The organism is Glutamicibacter endophyticus (genome assembly GCF_048457885.1).
Taxonomy (GTDB): Bacteria; Actinomycetota; Actinomycetes; order Actinomycetales; family Micrococcaceae; genus Glutamicibacter; species Glutamicibacter endophyticus.
The window spans coordinates 982,652-998,105 of the sequence record NZ_CP174200.1; the positions used below are offsets into that span (position 1 = coordinate 982,652).

Genomic DNA, 15,454 nt, shown 5'->3' on the forward strand with positions numbered 1-15,454 from the left:
GCGACATGCCAGTCGTAACCATGCGAGAGCTGCTGAACAGCGGCGTGCACTTTGGACACCAGACCCGTCGCTGGAACCCGAAGATGAAGCGTTTCATCCTCACCGAGCGCAACGGCATCTACATCATCGACCTGCAGCAGTCGCTGTCGTTCATCGACCGCGCCTACGAGTTCGTGAAGCAGACTGTGGCTCACGGCGGCTCCGTGCTGTTCGTCGGCACCAAGAAGCAGGCTCAGGAGTCCATCGCCGAGCAGGCCAACCGCGTTGGTCAGCCGTACGTGAACCACCGTTGGCTCGGCGGTATGCTGACCAACTTCCAGACCGTTTCCAAGCGTGTTGCACGCATGAAGGAACTGGAAGAGATCAACTTCGAGGACGTTGCCGGTTCGGGCCACACCAAGAAGGAACTGCTGCTGCTCAAGCGCGAGCTGACCAAGCTGCAGGCCAACCTGGGCGGTATCCGCAACCTGAGCCGCACCCCGTCGGCTCTCTGGGTTGTTGACACCAAGAAGGAGCACCTGGCCATCGACGAGGCTCAGAAGCTGGGCATCCCGGTTGTCGCCATCTTGGACACCAACTGCGATCCGGACGAAGTCACCTACCCGATCCCGGGTAACGACGACGCCATCCGCTCCGTGAACCTGCTCACCCGCGTTGTCGCCGACGCCGTTGCTGAGGGCCTGATCGCCCGGAACAACAAGGCTGCCGGCAAGACCGAGGGCGCTGCAGAGCCGCTGGCCGAGTGGGAGCGCGAGCTGCTCGAGGGCGAGAAGGCCAAGGCTGAGGCTCCGGCCGAAACCGAGGCTCCGGCCGCCGAGTAGTCACCTAGCTGACTCTCACGGTTCATCTACCGGTGCTAGCGTGCCGGTGAGATGACGTAAACCAAGTCTTGTGGGACGAGCCGGAATCCGGCTCGTCCCACAAGCAAACAAACTTGAAACTCCTAGCTGAATGGGATTGCACGTGGCAAACTACACCGCTGCTGATATCAAGGCACTGCGCGAGCGCACCGGCGCCGGCATGATGGACGTTAAGAAGGCTCTGGACGAGGCCAACGGCGATGCCGAGAAGGCCATCGAGATCATCCGTGTGAAGGGCCTGAAGGGCGCTACCAAGCGCGAAGGCCGTTCGACCGCTGAAGGCCTGGTGGCTGCCAAGGTCGAGGGCACCGCTGGTGTCATGATCGAGATCAACTGCGAGACCGACTTCGTGGCTAAGAACGAGAAGTTCATCGCCCTGGCTAACAAGGTGCTGGACGCCGCTGTGGCTTCCGGTGCAGCCGACGTTGACGCGCTGCTGGCCTACGAGCTGGACGGCAAGAAGCTTGGCGACATCGTCATCGAAGAGGGCGCCATCCTGGGCGAAAAGGTTGTCGTTCGCCGCCTGGCCCGCGTTGAGGGTGCACAGGTCGCCGCTTACCTGCACAAGACCAGCAAGGACCTGCCGGCTCAGGTTGGCGTGCTGCTCGCCGTGGACTCGGACTCCGAGGCTGCTGCCTCCGTCGCCCACGACGTGGCCGTGCACACCGCAGCTATGGCTCCGACCTACCTGACCCGCGACGAAGTTCCGTCCGAGAAGGTTGAAGACGAGCGCCGCATCGCCGACGAGACCGCACGCGCCGAGGGCAAGCCAGAGGCCGCCCTGACCAAGATCGTTGAAGGCCGCCTGACCGGCTTCTTCAAGGAGATCGTGCTGGTCGATCAGGCCTTCGCCAAGGACGCCAAGAAGTCCGTGGGCAAGGTTCTGGAAGAAGCCGGCACCGCACCGGTTGCCTTCGCACGCTTCCGCGTTGGCGCCTAAATAGCGTACCGTCGCGTCTAGACGCGTCAACGCCGCCGATGGCGGCACCCAGGGGAGGGGAGGTGAGCACCGAGAACACTCGGTGTCTCGCCTCCCTTTTCCTACGCCCGGAGTTAGGGATAGTTTGAATCCCAGCACCGCTTTCGAGTTCCTATCGGAAAACAGCAGCAAGGAGTTTGCCCCCATGTCCACCACCCCAGAATCCAAGCGTCGTCGCGTCCTGCTCAAGCTCTCCGGAGAAGTTTTTGGCGGCGGGAAGGTCGGTGTCGACCCGGAAACCGTGCGTTCGGTGGCCCAGCAGATCGCGCAGACCGTCGGAGAGGTTGAGGTGGCGATCGTGGTCGGCGGCGGCAACTTCTTCCGCGGTGCCGAACTGTCCGCGGCCGGCATGGACCGTTCGCGTGCCGACTACATGGGCATGCTCGGCACCGTCATGAACTGCCTGGCGCTGCAGGACTTCCTGGAGCAGTGCGGGGTAGAGACCCGCGTGCAGTCCGCCATCGCCATGGCTCAGGTGGCGGAGAACTACATTCCGCGCCGCGCGATCCGCCACATGGAGAAGGACCGCGTGGTCATCTTCGGTGCCGGCGCCGGGCTGCCTTACTTCTCCACCGACACCGTGGCCGCCCAGCGTGCCCTGGAGGTGGACGCCGACGAGGTCCTGATGGCCAAGTCCGGGGTCGATGGGGTGTACACCGCCGACCCGAAGAAGGATCCGACCGCGCAGAAGCTGGCCACGCTGACCTACCAGGACGCGTTGGTCAAAAACATTCGCGTCATGGACCAGACCGCGATGACCATGTGCCAGGACAATAAGCTGAATATGCTGGTCTTCGGCATGGAGGGTGAAGGTAATGTGGCGGCCGCCATTCGCGGCGAGCGGATCGGCACCACCGTCACCCCGTAGCCCCATCTTTGGCATAGGATGGGAAGAGATTCTTGACATGGACGACTATGTGCTTGAGGAGTACTGGTGATTGAGGAAACCCTGGCGGATACCGCCGAGAAAATGGAGCGCACCCTAGAGGCTGCGAAGGAAGACTTCGCGACGATCCGTACCGGTCGCGCTCACCCGGGCATGTACTCCAAGGTGATGGTGGACTACTACGGTGCGCCGACCCCGCTGCAGCAGCTGGCAACCTTCAACGTTTCCGATGCGCGCACCATCTTGATCACCCCCTTCGACGTCAGCGCCCTGCGCGAAATCGAGAAGGCCTTGGGCGACTCCGAGGTTGGCGCTAACCCCTCCAACGACGGTAAGACCATTCGCGTGGTCCTGCCGCAGCTGACCGAGGAACGCCGTAAGGAATACGTGAAGCTCGCTCGCTCCAAGGGCGAAGACTCCAAGGTGGCGCTGCGTGGTCACCGCCGCAAGGCTAAGGACCTGATGGATAAGCTCGTCAAGGACGGCGAAATCGGTGAGGACGAGGGTAGCCGCGGCGAGAAGGATCTGGACGCACTGACCAAGAAGTACGTTGACTCGGTCGACGAACTGCTGAAGAAAAAAGAAGCCGAGCTGCTGGACGTCTAATGTCAGCGCCGAGCAACGAAACTGAGGGCACGGCTTCGGCAGTGCCCTCAGTGGCATCCGCGGACAACCCACCGATGACCCGGCGTGAAGCCCGGGCCCGGCGGGAGGCCGAGGAAGCCGCAAAGAAGAAGGCCGGTCGGACCAAGGCCAAGGATGCCAAGCCGGCAGCGCCCACGGCCGCTCCGGCCGACAGCGAGCAGGACCCGGAGCGCGCGGCCAAACTCAAGGCAGCAAAGTCGGGCACGCCGCAGGCGGCACCCGCCACGCCAACGGTGCAAGCAGCCGCTTCGCCGGAACCCCAAGCGAGCCCGGCGCCGGATACCTCGAAGCCGGCCCCGCAGCCGGCTGCGGCCCCCGCCGAGTCAGCCGGTCAGCAGGCTACGAGCGCCAAGGCTACGCCTCCGGCCGCTGCAGAGGCCGCTGAGCAGGCCCCCGCGCCCACCCCGGCGACGGAGCCCACTGCCACGGACCCCGCCGCGAAGGCGGCCGACAGTGAACCGGCGGAACCGAAGACCTCACGTGCCGGACGCAATCTGCCGGCGGCCATCGGTGTCGGTGGCGTGCTGCTGGCCGTGGTGCTCGCCGGTCTGTTCTGGTACCCGCCGCTCATCCTCGGCTTGGTGATCGTGCTGGCCGGACTGGGTTGCTGGGAGGTCGCGCGGGCAACCACGCAGGCGCACACCAGCGTCCAACTCGCCCCGCTGCTCCTGGCCTCCGCGCTATTACCGCTTTCGGCGTCATTTGGAGGGCTCGAAGCGGTTGGCTTCGGCTTGCTCGCCAGCTTGCTGGTGGTGGTCGTCTTCAGATTGACCGAGGGGCTCAAGGGCGCCGCCGCCTCGATTATGGCCAGCACCTTCATCATCGTCTGGGTGCCCTTGTTGCTCAGTTTCGCGGTGCTGGTGCTTCAGCAGGACAACGGCCAAATGCTCATCGCCACGATCTTGTTGCTCGTGGTCGCCAACGACACCTTCGGCTACATTGTCGGGGTTCTCTTCGGTAAGCACCCCATGGCGCCGAAGGTTTCGCCGAAGAAATCCTGGGAGGGCTTCGCCGGATCGTTGGTAGGGGCGATGATCGTGGGCGCCCTGACCGCCCAGTTCTGGCTAAATATGCCCTGGTGGAGCGGGTTGATCCTGGCGTTGGTTACGGTGATTGCCGCGACGACCGGCGACCTGTCGGAATCGACCGTCAAACGCGATCTGGGCGTCAAGGATATGAGCCATATTCTGCCCGGACACGGTGGCATCATGGACCGGCTGGACTCGGTGCTCTTCGCGGTACCGGTGGCCTATCTCGTCTCGCATTTGCTGGAATGGTTCATCACCGTTTCCTAGCTCGGTTCGCGTCATCGCGGTGCGCCGGTGCCGCGTGGCGAGCGCACACCACATAGAATAGTTGCGTGCTCTTCCGCGTCGGAGAGCCTAGGAATCACCACTCAGTATTGAAGGAAGTCTCGTGTCGCAGCAGCAGGAAGCTCCGTTCTCCCGCGTTCAGGAACAGGAATTCGGCTACAACATGAAGCAGGTCGATGCCTTCCTTTCGCGTGCCCGCGCCACCTTCAACGGTGAGGGCTCGGACGACAGCGTGGTCACTAGCCACTTGGTGCGGCGCACCACCTTTGCCCCGCAGAAGGGTGGCTACAACGCCCGCGAGGTCGACGGCGCGCTGGACCGTCTCGAGGACGTCTTTGCCAAGCGAGAGCGTGATGACCTGATCGCCCACCAGGGCGAAGAGGTCTGGCTACAGCAGGTGGGTCGCTTGGCAGCGATTCTGCGGGGACGTTTGCACCGCGCCAAGGGTGAGCGTTTCCGCCGCCCCTCGCGCTCGAACGCCAGCAGCTACAACGTTGAAGACGTGGACCGCCTGTGTGATCAGCTCATTGACTACTTCGAGCACGATGTGCCGATGAGTGTCGATTCGGTGCGCCGTGTCGAGTTCCGTTCGGCCGTTGGCACCGAGGGCTACGAAGAGTCCCAGGTTGATGCCTTCCTCGACCGCGTGGTCGAGCTGATGGCCTCCATCGACTAACCCTCACAAAGACCGCGCGTCTTGTTTGATGTGCCGGGTAACGGCCTAGGATTCGGGGACGTGTAAACGGGCCATCACCCGGTCCACCTCCGCGGGCACCGTCCGCCGGGTCGCACGGGAAACTATCACCATGGTCAGGAAGGCCAGCGGCACACTCCAGGCCGCGGGTTGCCGCAGTAATTGTGCCCACCAGGTAGCGGTATCTGCGGGCAGCGGCCCGGCGATCAGCAGGGCCAGGGCACAACTGATCGCCCCGACGCTCATTCCGGCCATGGCCCCGCGGGCGGTCAGGTTTCGCCACCAGATCCCGAGCAGAAGTAACGGGCAAATGGTCGAGGCGGTGAAGGCAAAAACGTTGCCGATGGCCCCGGCCAGCGCCAAGGAACTGGTCAACAGCGCGATTCCCACGGGCAAGAACGTGGCCAGTAGCGTTGATATGCGAAAGCCGCGTACGGTCCCGGCAAAAAACTGTTGCGAGAGCGTCCCGGCCAAGGAGACCACAAGCCCCGAGGTCGTGGACAAGAATGCGGCAAAGGCCCCGCCGACCACCACGGCGGTGAGCAGATCGGCGACGGGGGAGTCGAATACCTGTTGCGGTAGCAGCAACACGGTCGCGTCGGTATTGCCGCTTTCACGTAGCTGCGGGGTATAGAGCAGGCCTAAGGTTCCCAGAATCACCGGGAGCAGGTAGAAGATCGAAAGTAATCCCAACACGATGACCGTGGTCTTCCGGGCCGCTTGCCCAGTGGGATTGGTGTAGAACCGCACCAGCACATGCGGCAGCCCCAGCGTGCCAAAGAGCAACGCGAGAATCACCGAGACGGTCTCGTAGCCGCTCATGCCCACGACCGACTGCAACTGTTCACGCAACTCCAGCTGCCCGTGCGCGTTCTCCGCGAACGGTCGCAGGGTCAGCAGCAAAAAGACGGTGGGGATCACCAAGGCTGCGAGTTTGAACCAGTACTGAAAAGCCTGCACGAAGGTCACCGAACGCATGCCGCCAGAGAGTACGGTCAGGCACACCACGGTGGCCACGATCAGCGGCCCAACCCACCCGGGCAGCCCGGTGGCAATACTCAGGGTGAGCGAGGCCCCGTGCATCTGCGGGACGATATACAGCCAGCAGATCGCCGCCACCAGCCACGCGGTCAGCTTGCGCACTCCGGGTGCCGAGTCGAAACGAATCTGGGCGAAGTCCGGGATGGTGTAGGCCCGCGAGCGGCGCAGGGGTGCCGCAACGAAAAGCAGCAGCATCAAATAGCCGGCTGTGTAACCGATGGGAAACCATAGGCCTGACTGGCCGGTCATCACGATCAGTCCGGCAACACCCAGGAAGGAGGCCGCGGAGAGGTACTCGCCGCCAATGGCCGAGGCATTCCACCACGGTTTCACGGTGCGTGAGGCCACATAGAAGTCGCTGGTGGTCCGCGAAAGCCGCAAACCAAAGACGGCAATGAGCACCGTGGCCAAGCTGATGGTGACCACTGCGGCTAGTGAGAGGGAGTGCATCATTTGGCGATGCTCCGGTAGCGGCGCTCGTTACGCACCGCACTCCAGGTGTAGAGCAGGCCCGCCACGATTATCAGTGGGTACATGCCCACCCCCAGAACCCACCAAGATAGGGGGATGCCCAGCAGCGTGATCTGCTCCATGCTGGAACCGGCCATGACCAACGCCGCGAACCCCAGGAGCAGAACCAGCACCCCGGAGGCCACGCTGATGGCTAAACGCAGTTGCGAGCGGACAAGCTGCCGGACGTAGAAGTTCTCCGCGCTCTGTTCCTTGAGCCCGGTTGTCGGAGCGATGGGTGCATCCGACGGGGCCTGCACGCGTACACGCAGTTTGCGCTGCTCGGCGAAGTGCTGTTGATCGTGCTCGTTCATAGCGGTCGCACCCGGTGCGCGGCAAGCCGCTCGCGCACCTCGGGCAACGTCCGCCGGGCGATCGGTAGCTCGGTGCCGTGGACGATCACCGAGGCATTGCCCGTTTGCAAGCGCATGGTGTCAATCTTGTCCATGCAGACAAGGTACGAGCGGTGAATGCGGACAAAACCTGCCGAGGCCCACTGCTGTTCGAGATCGTTCAGCGGCACCCGGATGAGATAACTGGAGTCCTTGGTGTGTAGCCGGGCGTAGTCGCCCTGTGCGTGTACGTAACCGATCTCGGCCAATGGGATCATCTTGGTGATCCCGCCCTGATCCACCGTAATCATTTCCGGTTTCGCCGGGGTCTCATCCACGATTTCGCAGATGCGGCGCACCGACTCGGCGAGCCGTTGCGGCCGAATCGGTTTAAGGACGTAGTCAATAGCGGCCAGCTCGAAGGCCTCGAGTGCTTGGTCCTCATCGGCGGTGACGAAGACAATGACCGGGGGATTGGCGAACCGGGAGATCACCCGGGCAATATCCAGTCCGCTGAGCGCGGGCATGTGAATATCGAGAAAGAGCGCCTGAACGTCATTGTCTTCCAGGGCCTTGAGCGCCGCGGCGCCAGAGGTGGCGCGGTGAATCGTGCCAATGCGTGCGTCCTGCCCTAGCAGGTAGGCGATTTCCTCAACAGCGGGGATCTCGTCGTCCGCGACCACGACATTAATCATGGCCAAGAGTCTACCGGTTCACGCTGGTCGGGGCGCGAAATTTTGGAATGCGTAAGGTGATCATGGTGCCCGCGCCGGGGGCGGTGTCGATGAGCAGTCCATGCTCCTGCCCGTACAACTGACGCAGCCGGATATCGACGTTGCGCAAACCTACGTGTAAGTTCTCGGTGGTTCCGGCCAGCACCTCGGAGAGCTCTGCCGGGTCCATGCCCACCCCATCGTCTTCCACCCGGATTACCGCATGCGGGCCCTCCTCGGTGGCGGTGATGGAGATCAGCCCGCCATCGGGGCGGGCCTCCAACCCATGACGCACCGCGTTCTCCACCAGCGGTTGCAAAGACAAGAACGGAATCTGGGTCGGCAGCACTTCTGGGGCGATCTGCAACGAAACTCGGATGCGCTCGCCGAAGCGGGCCTTTTCGAGCAGCAGATACCGGTCGATGGCCTCAAGTTCTTCGGCCAGCGTCGTGAAGTCTCCACGTCGCCGGAAGGAGTAGCGGGTAAAGTCGGCAAACTCGATAACGAGTTCGCGGGCGCGAGCCGGATCCGTGTTGATGAAGGACGCGATCGCGTTGAGCGAGTTGTAGATAAAGTGCGGTGAGATCTGGGCACGTAGCGCGCGGACCTGCGCCTCGAGCAGTTGGGCCTTGGACTTATCAAGTTCGGCCAGCGAGACCTGGGTGGAGATAAAGACCGCCACCTCGGAGACCGCCCGCACAAAGCTCGCCCCAGCCTTCGCCGAGACCGCGGTCACCGTGCCGACCGCCGTCTGGCCGACCATGATCGGTGCGGAGACGGCATCGAGCCCGGGTGAACGGTGGACCTGGGTTTTCCGGTCGGCCAAAGCCGCGGCGCTGGTCTGGGTGCAGATCTCGCGCAGGTGATCGTTGAACCCGATGGATGACTCGGAGGCGAGCACGGCGGTGGCGTCGCTAATGACCAGCACCTGGCAGGCCAAGAGTCGGCGTAGCGCTTTGGCGCTTTTGGCTGCGCCCTCCTGACTCATACCGCGCGAAAGGTGCGGTACGGCTACCGACATATGATGCAGCGCCTGAAACGTTGCCTGCTCGGCATCCGTACCCATCTCGCGGGTGGAACGGGAAATCTTGAATCCCAGATAACCGATGATGGCGATGCCGACACTCACGGTCGTTACCATCAGGACGATCTGCAAGCCGGTGGACATGGACTCATCCTACGTGCTCTGCGACCGGTTGCCGCTTATCGTTCGGGCGGTGGCCGTTGAGCGCAGGATTGAGTCCGCTGGCCCGAAACTCCTGCGATGCCCCTAGTCGTACGCGAATGGACTAGGCGATAGTGAGGTGAGTCACAGATGGCGTGAGCCATCGCATCGATGAGGAGAAAAGTGATGACTGCCAACTCGCCAAACGATGTCGATAGCGACATCGACTTTATTGCGGAAAGGGATTCGGCCGAATTCCAAGAGCTACGCCGCACACACCGTAGCTTCGTGTTCCCCATGGCCATATTCTTTTTGGTCTGGTATTTCGCCTACGTGATCTTGGCGGACTATTTCCACGACTTCATGTCGATCAAGGTTATGGGCAATATCAACGTGGGTATCGTACTGGGGCTTTTGCAGTTCGTATCCACCTTCGCGATCACCGCCGCCTACGTGCGCTTCTCGAATAACAAGCTGGATCCAAAGGCCACGAAGATTCGTGAACGCCTCGAAGACGAGGGAGTGAAGTAATGAATTCGTCGCTGATTCTGGCTCAAGCGGCCAGCACACAGGTGGGTAACCCGTGGGTCAATATCGGAATTTTTATCGCCTTCGTCGGTGTGACCTTGGTGATCGTGCTGCGTGCCAGCAAGAACAACAAGACCGCCGCCGATTACTACGCCGGTGGCCGCTCCTTTACTGGCACGCAAAATGGTACGGCGATCGCCGGTGACTACCTCTCGGCGGCCAGCTTCCTAGGTATTGTCGGCGCAATTGCCATCAACGGTTATGACGGCTTCTTGTACTCCATCGGCTTCCTGGTGGCCTGGCTCGTGGCATTGCTTTTGGTGGCCGAGCTGCTGCGCAATACCGGTAAGTTCACCATGGCCGATGTGCTCTCTTTCCGTCTCAAGCAGCGTCCCGTGCGTATTGCGGCGGCGGTCTCCACCTTGGCGGTCTGCCTGTTCTACCTCCTGGCTCAGATGGCCGGTGCCGGCGCGCTGGTGTCCCTGCTATTGGGGATCGACGAGCGGTTCGGCCAGTCTTTGGTCATCGTGGTGGTCGGCGCGCTGATGATCCTTTACGTACTGGTTGGCGGCATGAAGGGCACCACCTGGGTACAGATCATCAAGGCCTGCCTGCTGATCGCCGGCGCTTTTATCATGACCGTGTGGACTCTGGCGCTCTTCGGGTTCAACTTCTCCGAACTGCTGGGCAAGGCCGCCGAGGTGGCCAACAACCCTGAGGTCCTCAACCCGGGTCTGAAGTATGGCGTATCCGATACCAGCCGACTGGACTTCATTTCGCTGGGCCTGGCGCTCGTGCTGGGTACCGCCGGTCTGCCGCACGTGTTGATGCGTTTCTACACCGTGCCCACCGCCAAGGAAGCTCGCAAGTCCGTGGTCTGGGCGATCTGGCTCATCGGCGCCTTCTACCTGTTCACCCTGGTTCTGGGCTACGGGGCTGGCGCGCTGATTGGACCGGATAAGATCAAGGCCGCACCGGGTGGCGTGAATTCCGCGGCACCGCTGTTGGCCTACGAACTGGGTGGCACCTTGCTGCTCGGCCTGATCTCGGCGGTGGCTTTCGCCACGATCCTCGCGGTGGTGGCCGGCCTGACGATTACCGCAGCGGCTTCGTTCGCCCACGATATCTACGCCTCGGTGATTGCCAAGGGCAAGACCACTCCCGAGAAGGAAATGAAAGTCGCTCGCCGCACGGTGATCATCATCGGCGTCTTCGCTATCCTCGGCGGTATCGGAGCGCAAGGTCAGAATGTGGCCTTCCTGGTGGCGCTGGCCTTCGCGGTGGCCGCCAGTGCTAACCTGCCGACCATCATCTACTCGTTGTTCTGGCGTGGATTCAAAACTCGCGGTGCGGTGTTCTCGATGTACGGTGGCCTAGCCTCGGCGCTGATCTTGATCATCTTCTCGCCGGTGTTCTCCGGCTCGGAAACCTCCATGATTCCAAGCCTCGACATTGCCTTCTTCCCGCTGGCAAACCCGGGTATTGTCTCGATTCCGCTGGCCTTCCTGCTCGGCTGGATCGGATCGGTCACCGACAAGGGTCGTGAGGATGAGCAAAAGGGTGCCGAAATGGAAGTCCGCTCACTGACCGGCGTGGGTGCGGAAAAGGCAGTCGACCACTAAGCAAATATCAACTCATCGCATGCAAGGGATGCCTCGAAGCTCACAGGCTTCGGGGCATCTTTTGCGTGCATGGATCGATAGGTCATTCGCTGAGCGAATGCCGCAGCAATTCGCTGGTGCGGTAGGGGACCAGATCTGCCATCGCCAATGCCGAATCGGCGCGGGTTACGCCGGGCAAGTGCAGAAGCTGACCGTGAATCCGGAAGAGATCATGGGCATCGACGGCGCAGACGCGGACCAAAATATCGGCAGATCCGGTCAATCCGTGGGCCTCAAGCACCTGCGGCATCTTGGCTAGTGCCTCGGTGATCGAGGCGAGATGATGCTGCTCGACATGCAACTCGATAAAGGCCAAAAGATTGTAGCCCAAGGCATGGGGCGGAACGCGCACCTCCTGGCCCAGAAGCACCTCGTTCTCCAGTCGATTGAGCCGCGACTGCACGGTATTGCGGCCCAGGTTCAGGTGCTCCGCAAGCGACGCGGCGCTACGTTTTGCCAGTTCGGTCAGGGCCAGCAGAATGCGCCGGTCGGTCATGTCCACGTTCACCATAAAGCGCAGATTAGCACCCATTCGACGGTAGAAACAGGGCAAAGTGCTCCATTCATCGCGTAAGCATTGTGCGGTATGCATATTGTGAGTAGCATCACACATACCCGGGAATATGATCGCCGGGCCGACCAGACCGAGCACGCGAGATTAAGGATGCCGATCGTGTCCACGCAACGCATGGATGTTGATGCCGAGGGTCTACCGACCCACCAGGTACTTAGCACCGATGGAGAACGAATCCCCGATACCGAACTGGACCATTACCTGGCCAATCTGACACCAGCCATGCTGTCGGATTTCCTGCGTGACATGGTCGTGGTCAGGCGCATGGACGCCGAGGCCAATGCACTGCAACGCCAGGGCCAGCTAGGGCTTTGGGCACCCCTGTTGGGGCAGGAGGCCGCGCAGATCGGCTCGATTCGCGCCGCCCGCAACGACGACTTTATTTTCCCCTCGTACCGTGAACATGCCGTCGCTTGGGCGCGCGGTGTCAAGGCTCAAGACCTGCTCAGCGTTTGGCGCGGAGTCACCCCGAGCGGTTGGGATCCCTACCAGGTCAATATTGCGTGCCAGCAGATTGTGATCGGCGCCCAAGCGCTACATGCCGTCGGCTACGCGCTGGGCATTAAATTCGACGGGTCGCACCAGGTTGCGTTCGGATACTTTGGTGACGGTGCGACGAGCCAAGGTGACGTCAATGAAGCCATGGTCTTCGCCGCTAGCTACCAAGCACCCGTGGTGTTCTTCTGCCAGAACAACCAGTGGGCCATCTCCGAACCCGTCGGCTTGCAAAGCCGGACGCAGATCGCGGACCGAGCCCATGGCTTCGGACTCAAGGTGTGGCGGGTAGACGGCAATGACGTCTTGGCGGTGTATGCGGCCACCAAGGCGGCCACCGAATATGTGCGCCACGGACTAGGCCCGGTATTCATCGAGGCCGTCACCTACCGCATGGGTGCACACACCACTGCCGATGACCCCACCCGGTATCGCACCGAGGAGCAACTCGATAAGTGGCGTGCGAAGGACCCGATCGATCGCTTGCGTAAATACCTAGAGAAGATTGGCGCGGACCTTCCGGCCATGGAACGTCGAGCCGAAGAAGCAGCCGACCAGCTCGCCGCCGATCTGCGCGCTGCCATCACCTCCATGCCGGATCCAGGTCCCGAAGCACTCTTCGAGAACGTGTACGCCGAACCCCATCCGCTCATTGAAGCGCAACGCACCGGCTACCTCGAATATTTGGAGACTTTCGAAGGGCAGGATGCCTGATGCCAACCATGATTCAAGCACTGAACACCTCGTTGCGTGACGCGCTCACCGACGATGAAAAGGTCGTGCTGCTCGGCGAAGATATCGGTACGCTCGGTGGCGTTTTCCGCGTGACCGATGGACTGAAGTCGCAGTTCGGCGAACACCGGGTGATCGACACCCCGTTGGCCGAGTCCGGGATCGTTGGTACCGCAATAGGTTTGGCCTACCGTGGCTACCGTCCGGTCGTGGAAATCCAGTTCGATGGCTTCACCTACCCGGCGTTCGACCAGCTTGTCTCGCAGCTAGCGAAGTTGCACTACCGCTCCCGTGGACGAGTCAAGATGCCGGTCACCGTCCGGATCCCTTTCGGTGGCGGTATTGGCTCGCCGGAACATCACTCCGAGTCGCCCGAAGCCTACTTTGTGCATACTGCTGGCTTGCGCGTCTTCGCGCCGTCCACCGTCGAGGACGCCTACACGATGCTGCGGCAGGCGATCGACTGCGACGATCCGGTCATTTTCTTCGAGCCCAAACGCCGCTATCACGAAAAGGCCGAGCTGCCCGATGGCGACCGGTGGCGCGATGAGGCGCCATGTGCCCGTGTGGTGCGTCGCGGCGATGACGTGACGGCCATCGGTTATGGCCCGACCGTGTACACCTTGAACGATGCGGCGGTAGCGGCCGAAGACGAGCAGATCTCGATGGAAGTTATCGACCTACGCACCCTCGACCCCTTGGATTGGGGCACCATCACCGAGTCGGTGAAACACACCGGCCGTGTGGTAATCGTGCACGAGGCCAGTGCACAGGGCGGGCTGGGTGCCGAAATCGCTGCCGGCATCACCGAACGCTGCTTTGACTACCTCGACCATGCTCCATTGCGGGTGACCGGTTTCGATGTGCCGTACCCTCCCTCAAAACTTGAGCACCACCACCTACCTGACCTAGACCGCGTGTTGCATGCCGTGGATACCGTGATGCGACGAGACGAAGTAACCGCACAGGGAGCCGCCCGATGAGCGCAACGCAAGTTTTCACCCTTCCAGACCTAGGGGAGGGGCTCACCGAATCCGAGGTGTTGAACTGGAAGGTCGAGGTGGGCCAGGAGGTCTCGCTAAATCAGGTGATCGCCGAGGTAGAAACCGCGAAAGCGGTCGTCGAACTGCCTTGCCCATATGCCGGCGTGGTGGCCGAAATCCACGCTGAACCCGGAACGGTAGTTCCGGTTGGCGGGCCACTTCTAACGATTTCCTCCGACTCAGAGGCACCGACCAGCGACAAACCCGCCCCGAAACGTACCCCCACCCTAGTTGGCTACGGCGCACCGTCCTCCGGTGGGCACCGGCCAGCGCGTCGTCGTCGCGGCTCGGCGCTAGCTGCCGCCGTACCCGTGCCGGATAACCACGCGCTCGCCGAAGAGCCAAGCGAACGTCGCTATGTAACCCGCAGCACCCCGCCGGTACGCAAGCTCGCACGCGATCACGGCATCGATCTGGAATCGATACAGGGCACAGGTCCAGAGGGTCTGGTGACCCGTGAAGATGTGCAAGCACTGATTGCACCACCGGCCTCCTCCCAGCCGAGGGAGGAAGCAACCTCCGGTACGGCAGAAACCGATCGCGATCAGGTGATCATCCCCAGCGCGGTGCGCAAGGCCACCGCGGCCGCCATGGTGAGTTCGGCCTTTACGGCACCGCACGTCACCGAGTTCCTCACCGTTGATGTGACCGAATCACTCGCGCTGGTTGAACAACTTCGGGCACACCGCAGCCTGAAGGATACGAAGATCAACTTCACGACCTTCGCCGCGTTCACCGCAGTCAAGCTTTTGGCGCGACATCGTGCGTTGAACTCGATTTGGGTTCAAGAGCACGGCCACATCCTGCAACGCGGGACGGTGAACCTCGGTATGGCCGTTGCCAGCGAGCGGGGCCTATTGGTTCCGGTCGTGCATGACGCCTCGGCGATGACGCTTGATGTGTTTGCCAAGGAGCTCTCCGAATTGATCCGCCAGGGTCGTGAAGGAACGCTCAGCCCCGCCCAGCTAACCGGTGGCACCTTCAGCGTGACGAACGTCGGCGTTTTTGGTGTCGACGCTGGTACACCAATTATCCCACCGGGTCAATCCGGCATCATCGCGCTGGGTCAAGTGGCCCGCCGCCCGTGGGAGTATCGCGGTGAAGTTGCTCTTCGTCACACGACCACCCTTGCCCTCTCATTCGACCACCGGGTGATTGACGGCAAGGAGGGAAGTGAATTTCTCGCAGATCTTGGCCAAATTTTAACTAACCCGGGCATGGTGAATTTGTTTGCCTAGCTGACTAGGGATCATGAAGATGACGCTTCACATATCGACCCAGAC

The 15,454-nt window shown here is 61.9% G+C and carries 16 protein-coding genes; 11 read left to right on the forward strand and 5 right to left on the reverse strand.

The genetic code is table 11. From position 1 onward, the window contains the following. The first annotated feature begins 5 nt into the window (after positions 1 to 5). The 6 genes from rpsB to ACJD00_RS04705 all read left to right on the forward strand — a co-directional run bounded on the left by rpsB (position 6) and on the right by ACJD00_RS04705 (position 5,359). Positions 6 to 821, forward strand: a complete 816-nt coding sequence (gene rpsB / locus ACJD00_RS04680; protein ID WP_309408229.1) for a 30S ribosomal protein S2 — start codon at positions 6 to 8, stop codon at positions 819 to 821. 142 nt (positions 822 to 963) lie between these two features. Beyond that, positions 964 to 1,800, forward strand: coding sequence for a translation elongation factor Ts (gene tsf / locus ACJD00_RS04685; protein WP_418908701.1), 837 nt, complete (start codon positions 964 to 966; stop codon positions 1,798 to 1,800). Positions 1,801 to 1,984: 184 nt separating this feature from the next. Continuing rightward, the gene (gene pyrH, locus ACJD00_RS04690) at positions 1,985 to 2,707 is read left to right on the forward strand and encodes a UMP kinase (protein WP_309408227.1); all 723 of its coding nucleotides are present in this window, start codon (positions 1,985 to 1,987) and stop codon (positions 2,705 to 2,707) included. 66 nt (positions 2,708 to 2,773) lie between these two features. Then, positions 2,774 to 3,331, forward strand: a complete 558-nt coding sequence (gene frr, locus ACJD00_RS04695; RefSeq protein ID WP_418908702.1) for a ribosome recycling factor — start codon at positions 2,774 to 2,776, stop codon at positions 3,329 to 3,331. Positions 3,332 to 3,405: 74 nt separating this feature from the next. Beyond that, positions 3,406 to 4,665, forward strand: a complete 1,260-nt coding sequence (locus ACJD00_RS04700; RefSeq protein WP_418908703.1) for a phosphatidate cytidylyltransferase — start codon at positions 3,406 to 3,408, stop codon at positions 4,663 to 4,665. A 121-nt stretch (positions 4,666 to 4,786) separates the two neighbouring features. Continuing rightward, positions 4,787 to 5,359, forward strand: a complete 573-nt coding sequence (locus tag ACJD00_RS04705; RefSeq protein ID WP_418908704.1) for a DivIVA domain-containing protein — start codon at positions 4,787 to 4,789, stop codon at positions 5,357 to 5,359. 45 nt (positions 5,360 to 5,404) lie between these two features. Here ACJD00_RS04705 and ACJD00_RS04710 read toward each other — a convergent pair whose 3' ends face one another. From ACJD00_RS04710 to ACJD00_RS04725, 4 genes are read right to left on the reverse strand one after another with little or no spacing between them, the layout of a single operon-like run. Further along, entirely contained in the window at positions 5,405 to 6,871 is a 1,467-nt protein-coding gene (locus ACJD00_RS04710) for a cation acetate symporter (protein ID WP_418908705.1), read from the reverse strand. Next, positions 6,868 to 7,242 (reverse strand): hypothetical protein, encoded by a 375-nt coding sequence (locus tag ACJD00_RS04715; protein ID WP_418908706.1) that lies wholly within the window; start codon positions 7,240 to 7,242, stop codon positions 6,868 to 6,870. The genes ACJD00_RS04710 and ACJD00_RS04715 overlap by 4 nt, the downstream gene beginning before the upstream one ends. Next, positions 7,239 to 7,955: a LytR/AlgR family response regulator transcription factor gene (locus tag ACJD00_RS04720; protein WP_418908707.1), complete on the reverse strand. Its 717-nt coding sequence runs from the start codon at positions 7,953 to 7,955 to the stop codon at positions 7,239 to 7,241. Before ACJD00_RS04720 ends, ACJD00_RS04715 begins: the two co-directional genes overlap by 4 nt. 10 nt (positions 7,956 to 7,965) lie before the next feature. Continuing rightward, positions 7,966 to 9,141 carry a sensor histidine kinase gene (locus ACJD00_RS04725; RefSeq protein WP_418908708.1) on the reverse strand — a complete coding sequence of 392 codons (1,176 nt, stop codon included), beginning with the start codon at positions 9,139 to 9,141 and terminating at the stop codon, positions 7,966 to 7,968. Positions 9,142 to 9,324: 183 nt separating this feature from the next. Here ACJD00_RS04725 and ACJD00_RS04730 point away from each other — a divergent pair, with 183 nt between their 5' ends. Both ACJD00_RS04730 and ACJD00_RS04735 read left to right on the forward strand, forming a co-directional pair. After that, the gene (locus ACJD00_RS04730; RefSeq protein WP_309408215.1) at positions 9,325 to 9,669 is read left to right on the forward strand and encodes a DUF485 domain-containing protein; all 345 of its coding nucleotides are present in this window, start codon (positions 9,325 to 9,327) and stop codon (positions 9,667 to 9,669) included. Next, a complete protein-coding gene (locus ACJD00_RS04735; protein ID WP_418908709.1) occupies positions 9,669 to 11,288 on the forward strand; it encodes a cation acetate symporter in 1,620 nt (539 codons plus the stop codon). Before ACJD00_RS04730 ends, ACJD00_RS04735 begins: the two co-directional genes overlap by 1 nt. Before the next feature lie 82 nt (positions 11,289 to 11,370). On the opposite strand, the gene ACJD00_RS04740 is transcribed toward ACJD00_RS04735, so the two are convergent. Continuing rightward, positions 11,371 to 11,838 carry an Lrp/AsnC family transcriptional regulator gene (locus ACJD00_RS04740; RefSeq protein WP_418908710.1) on the reverse strand — a complete coding sequence of 156 codons (468 nt, stop codon included), beginning with the start codon at positions 11,836 to 11,838 and terminating at the stop codon, positions 11,371 to 11,373. Between the two features lie 153 nt (positions 11,839 to 11,991). Here ACJD00_RS04740 and pdhA point away from each other — a divergent pair, with 153 nt between their 5' ends. The 3 genes from pdhA to ACJD00_RS04755 are packed head-to-tail and all read left to right on the forward strand — an operon-like array spanning position 11,992 to position 15,409. After that, a complete protein-coding gene (pdhA, locus tag ACJD00_RS04745) occupies positions 11,992 to 13,110 on the forward strand; it encodes a pyruvate dehydrogenase (acetyl-transferring) E1 component subunit alpha (protein WP_418909304.1) in 1,119 nt (372 codons plus the stop codon). Beyond that, positions 13,110 to 14,111 carry an alpha-ketoacid dehydrogenase subunit beta gene (locus ACJD00_RS04750; protein ID WP_418908711.1) on the forward strand — a complete coding sequence of 334 codons (1,002 nt, stop codon included), beginning with the start codon at positions 13,110 to 13,112 and terminating at the stop codon, positions 14,109 to 14,111. The genes pdhA and ACJD00_RS04750 overlap by 1 nt, the downstream gene beginning before the upstream one ends. Continuing rightward, entirely contained in the window at positions 14,108 to 15,409 is a 1,302-nt protein-coding gene (locus tag ACJD00_RS04755; RefSeq protein ID WP_418908712.1) for a dihydrolipoamide acetyltransferase family protein, read from the forward strand. The genes ACJD00_RS04750 and ACJD00_RS04755 overlap by 4 nt, the downstream gene beginning before the upstream one ends. Positions 15,410 to 15,454 lie beyond the last annotated feature (45 nt).

Excerpts from the sequence above, each read along its gene's own strand:
- ACJD00_RS04735 (WP_418908709.1), top strand. The coding sequence starts at position 9,669 with ATGAATTCGTCGCTGATTCTGGCTCAAGCGGCCAGCACACAGGTGGGT.
- ACJD00_RS04715 (WP_418908706.1), bottom strand. The coding sequence starts at position 7,242 with ATGAACGAGCACGATCAACAGCACTTCGCCGAGCAGCGCAAACTGCGT.
- ACJD00_RS04730 (WP_309408215.1), top strand. The coding sequence starts at position 9,325 with ATGACTGCCAACTCGCCAAACGATGTCGATAGCGACATCGACTTTATT.
- ACJD00_RS04725 (WP_418908708.1), bottom strand. The coding sequence starts at position 9,141 with ATGTCCACCGGCTTGCAGATCGTCCTGATGGTAACGACCGTGAGTGTC.
- ACJD00_RS04740 (WP_418908710.1), bottom strand. The coding sequence starts at position 11,838 with ATGGTGAACGTGGACATGACCGACCGGCGCATTCTGCTGGCCCTGACC.
- pyrH (WP_309408227.1), top strand. The coding sequence starts at position 1,985 with ATGTCCACCACCCCAGAATCCAAGCGTCGTCGCGTCCTGCTCAAGCTC.
- ACJD00_RS04720 (WP_418908707.1), bottom strand. The coding sequence starts at position 7,955 with ATGATTAATGTCGTGGTCGCGGACGACGAGATCCCCGCTGTTGAGGAA.
- ACJD00_RS04710 (WP_418908705.1), bottom strand. The coding sequence starts at position 6,871 with ATGATGCACTCCCTCTCACTAGCCGCAGTGGTCACCATCAGCTTGGCC.
- ACJD00_RS04755 (WP_418908712.1), top strand. The coding sequence starts at position 14,108 with ATGAGCGCAACGCAAGTTTTCACCCTTCCAGACCTAGGGGAGGGGCTC.
- rpsB (WP_309408229.1), top strand. The coding sequence starts at position 6 with ATGCCAGTCGTAACCATGCGAGAGCTGCTGAACAGCGGCGTGCACTTT.
- ACJD00_RS04750 (WP_418908711.1), top strand. The coding sequence starts at position 13,110 with ATGCCAACCATGATTCAAGCACTGAACACCTCGTTGCGTGACGCGCTC.
- pdhA (WP_418909304.1), top strand. The coding sequence starts at position 11,992 with ATGCCGATCGTGTCCACGCAACGCATGGATGTTGATGCCGAGGGTCTA.
- ACJD00_RS04700 (WP_418908703.1), top strand. The coding sequence starts at position 3,406 with ATGACCCGGCGTGAAGCCCGGGCCCGGCGGGAGGCCGAGGAAGCCGCA.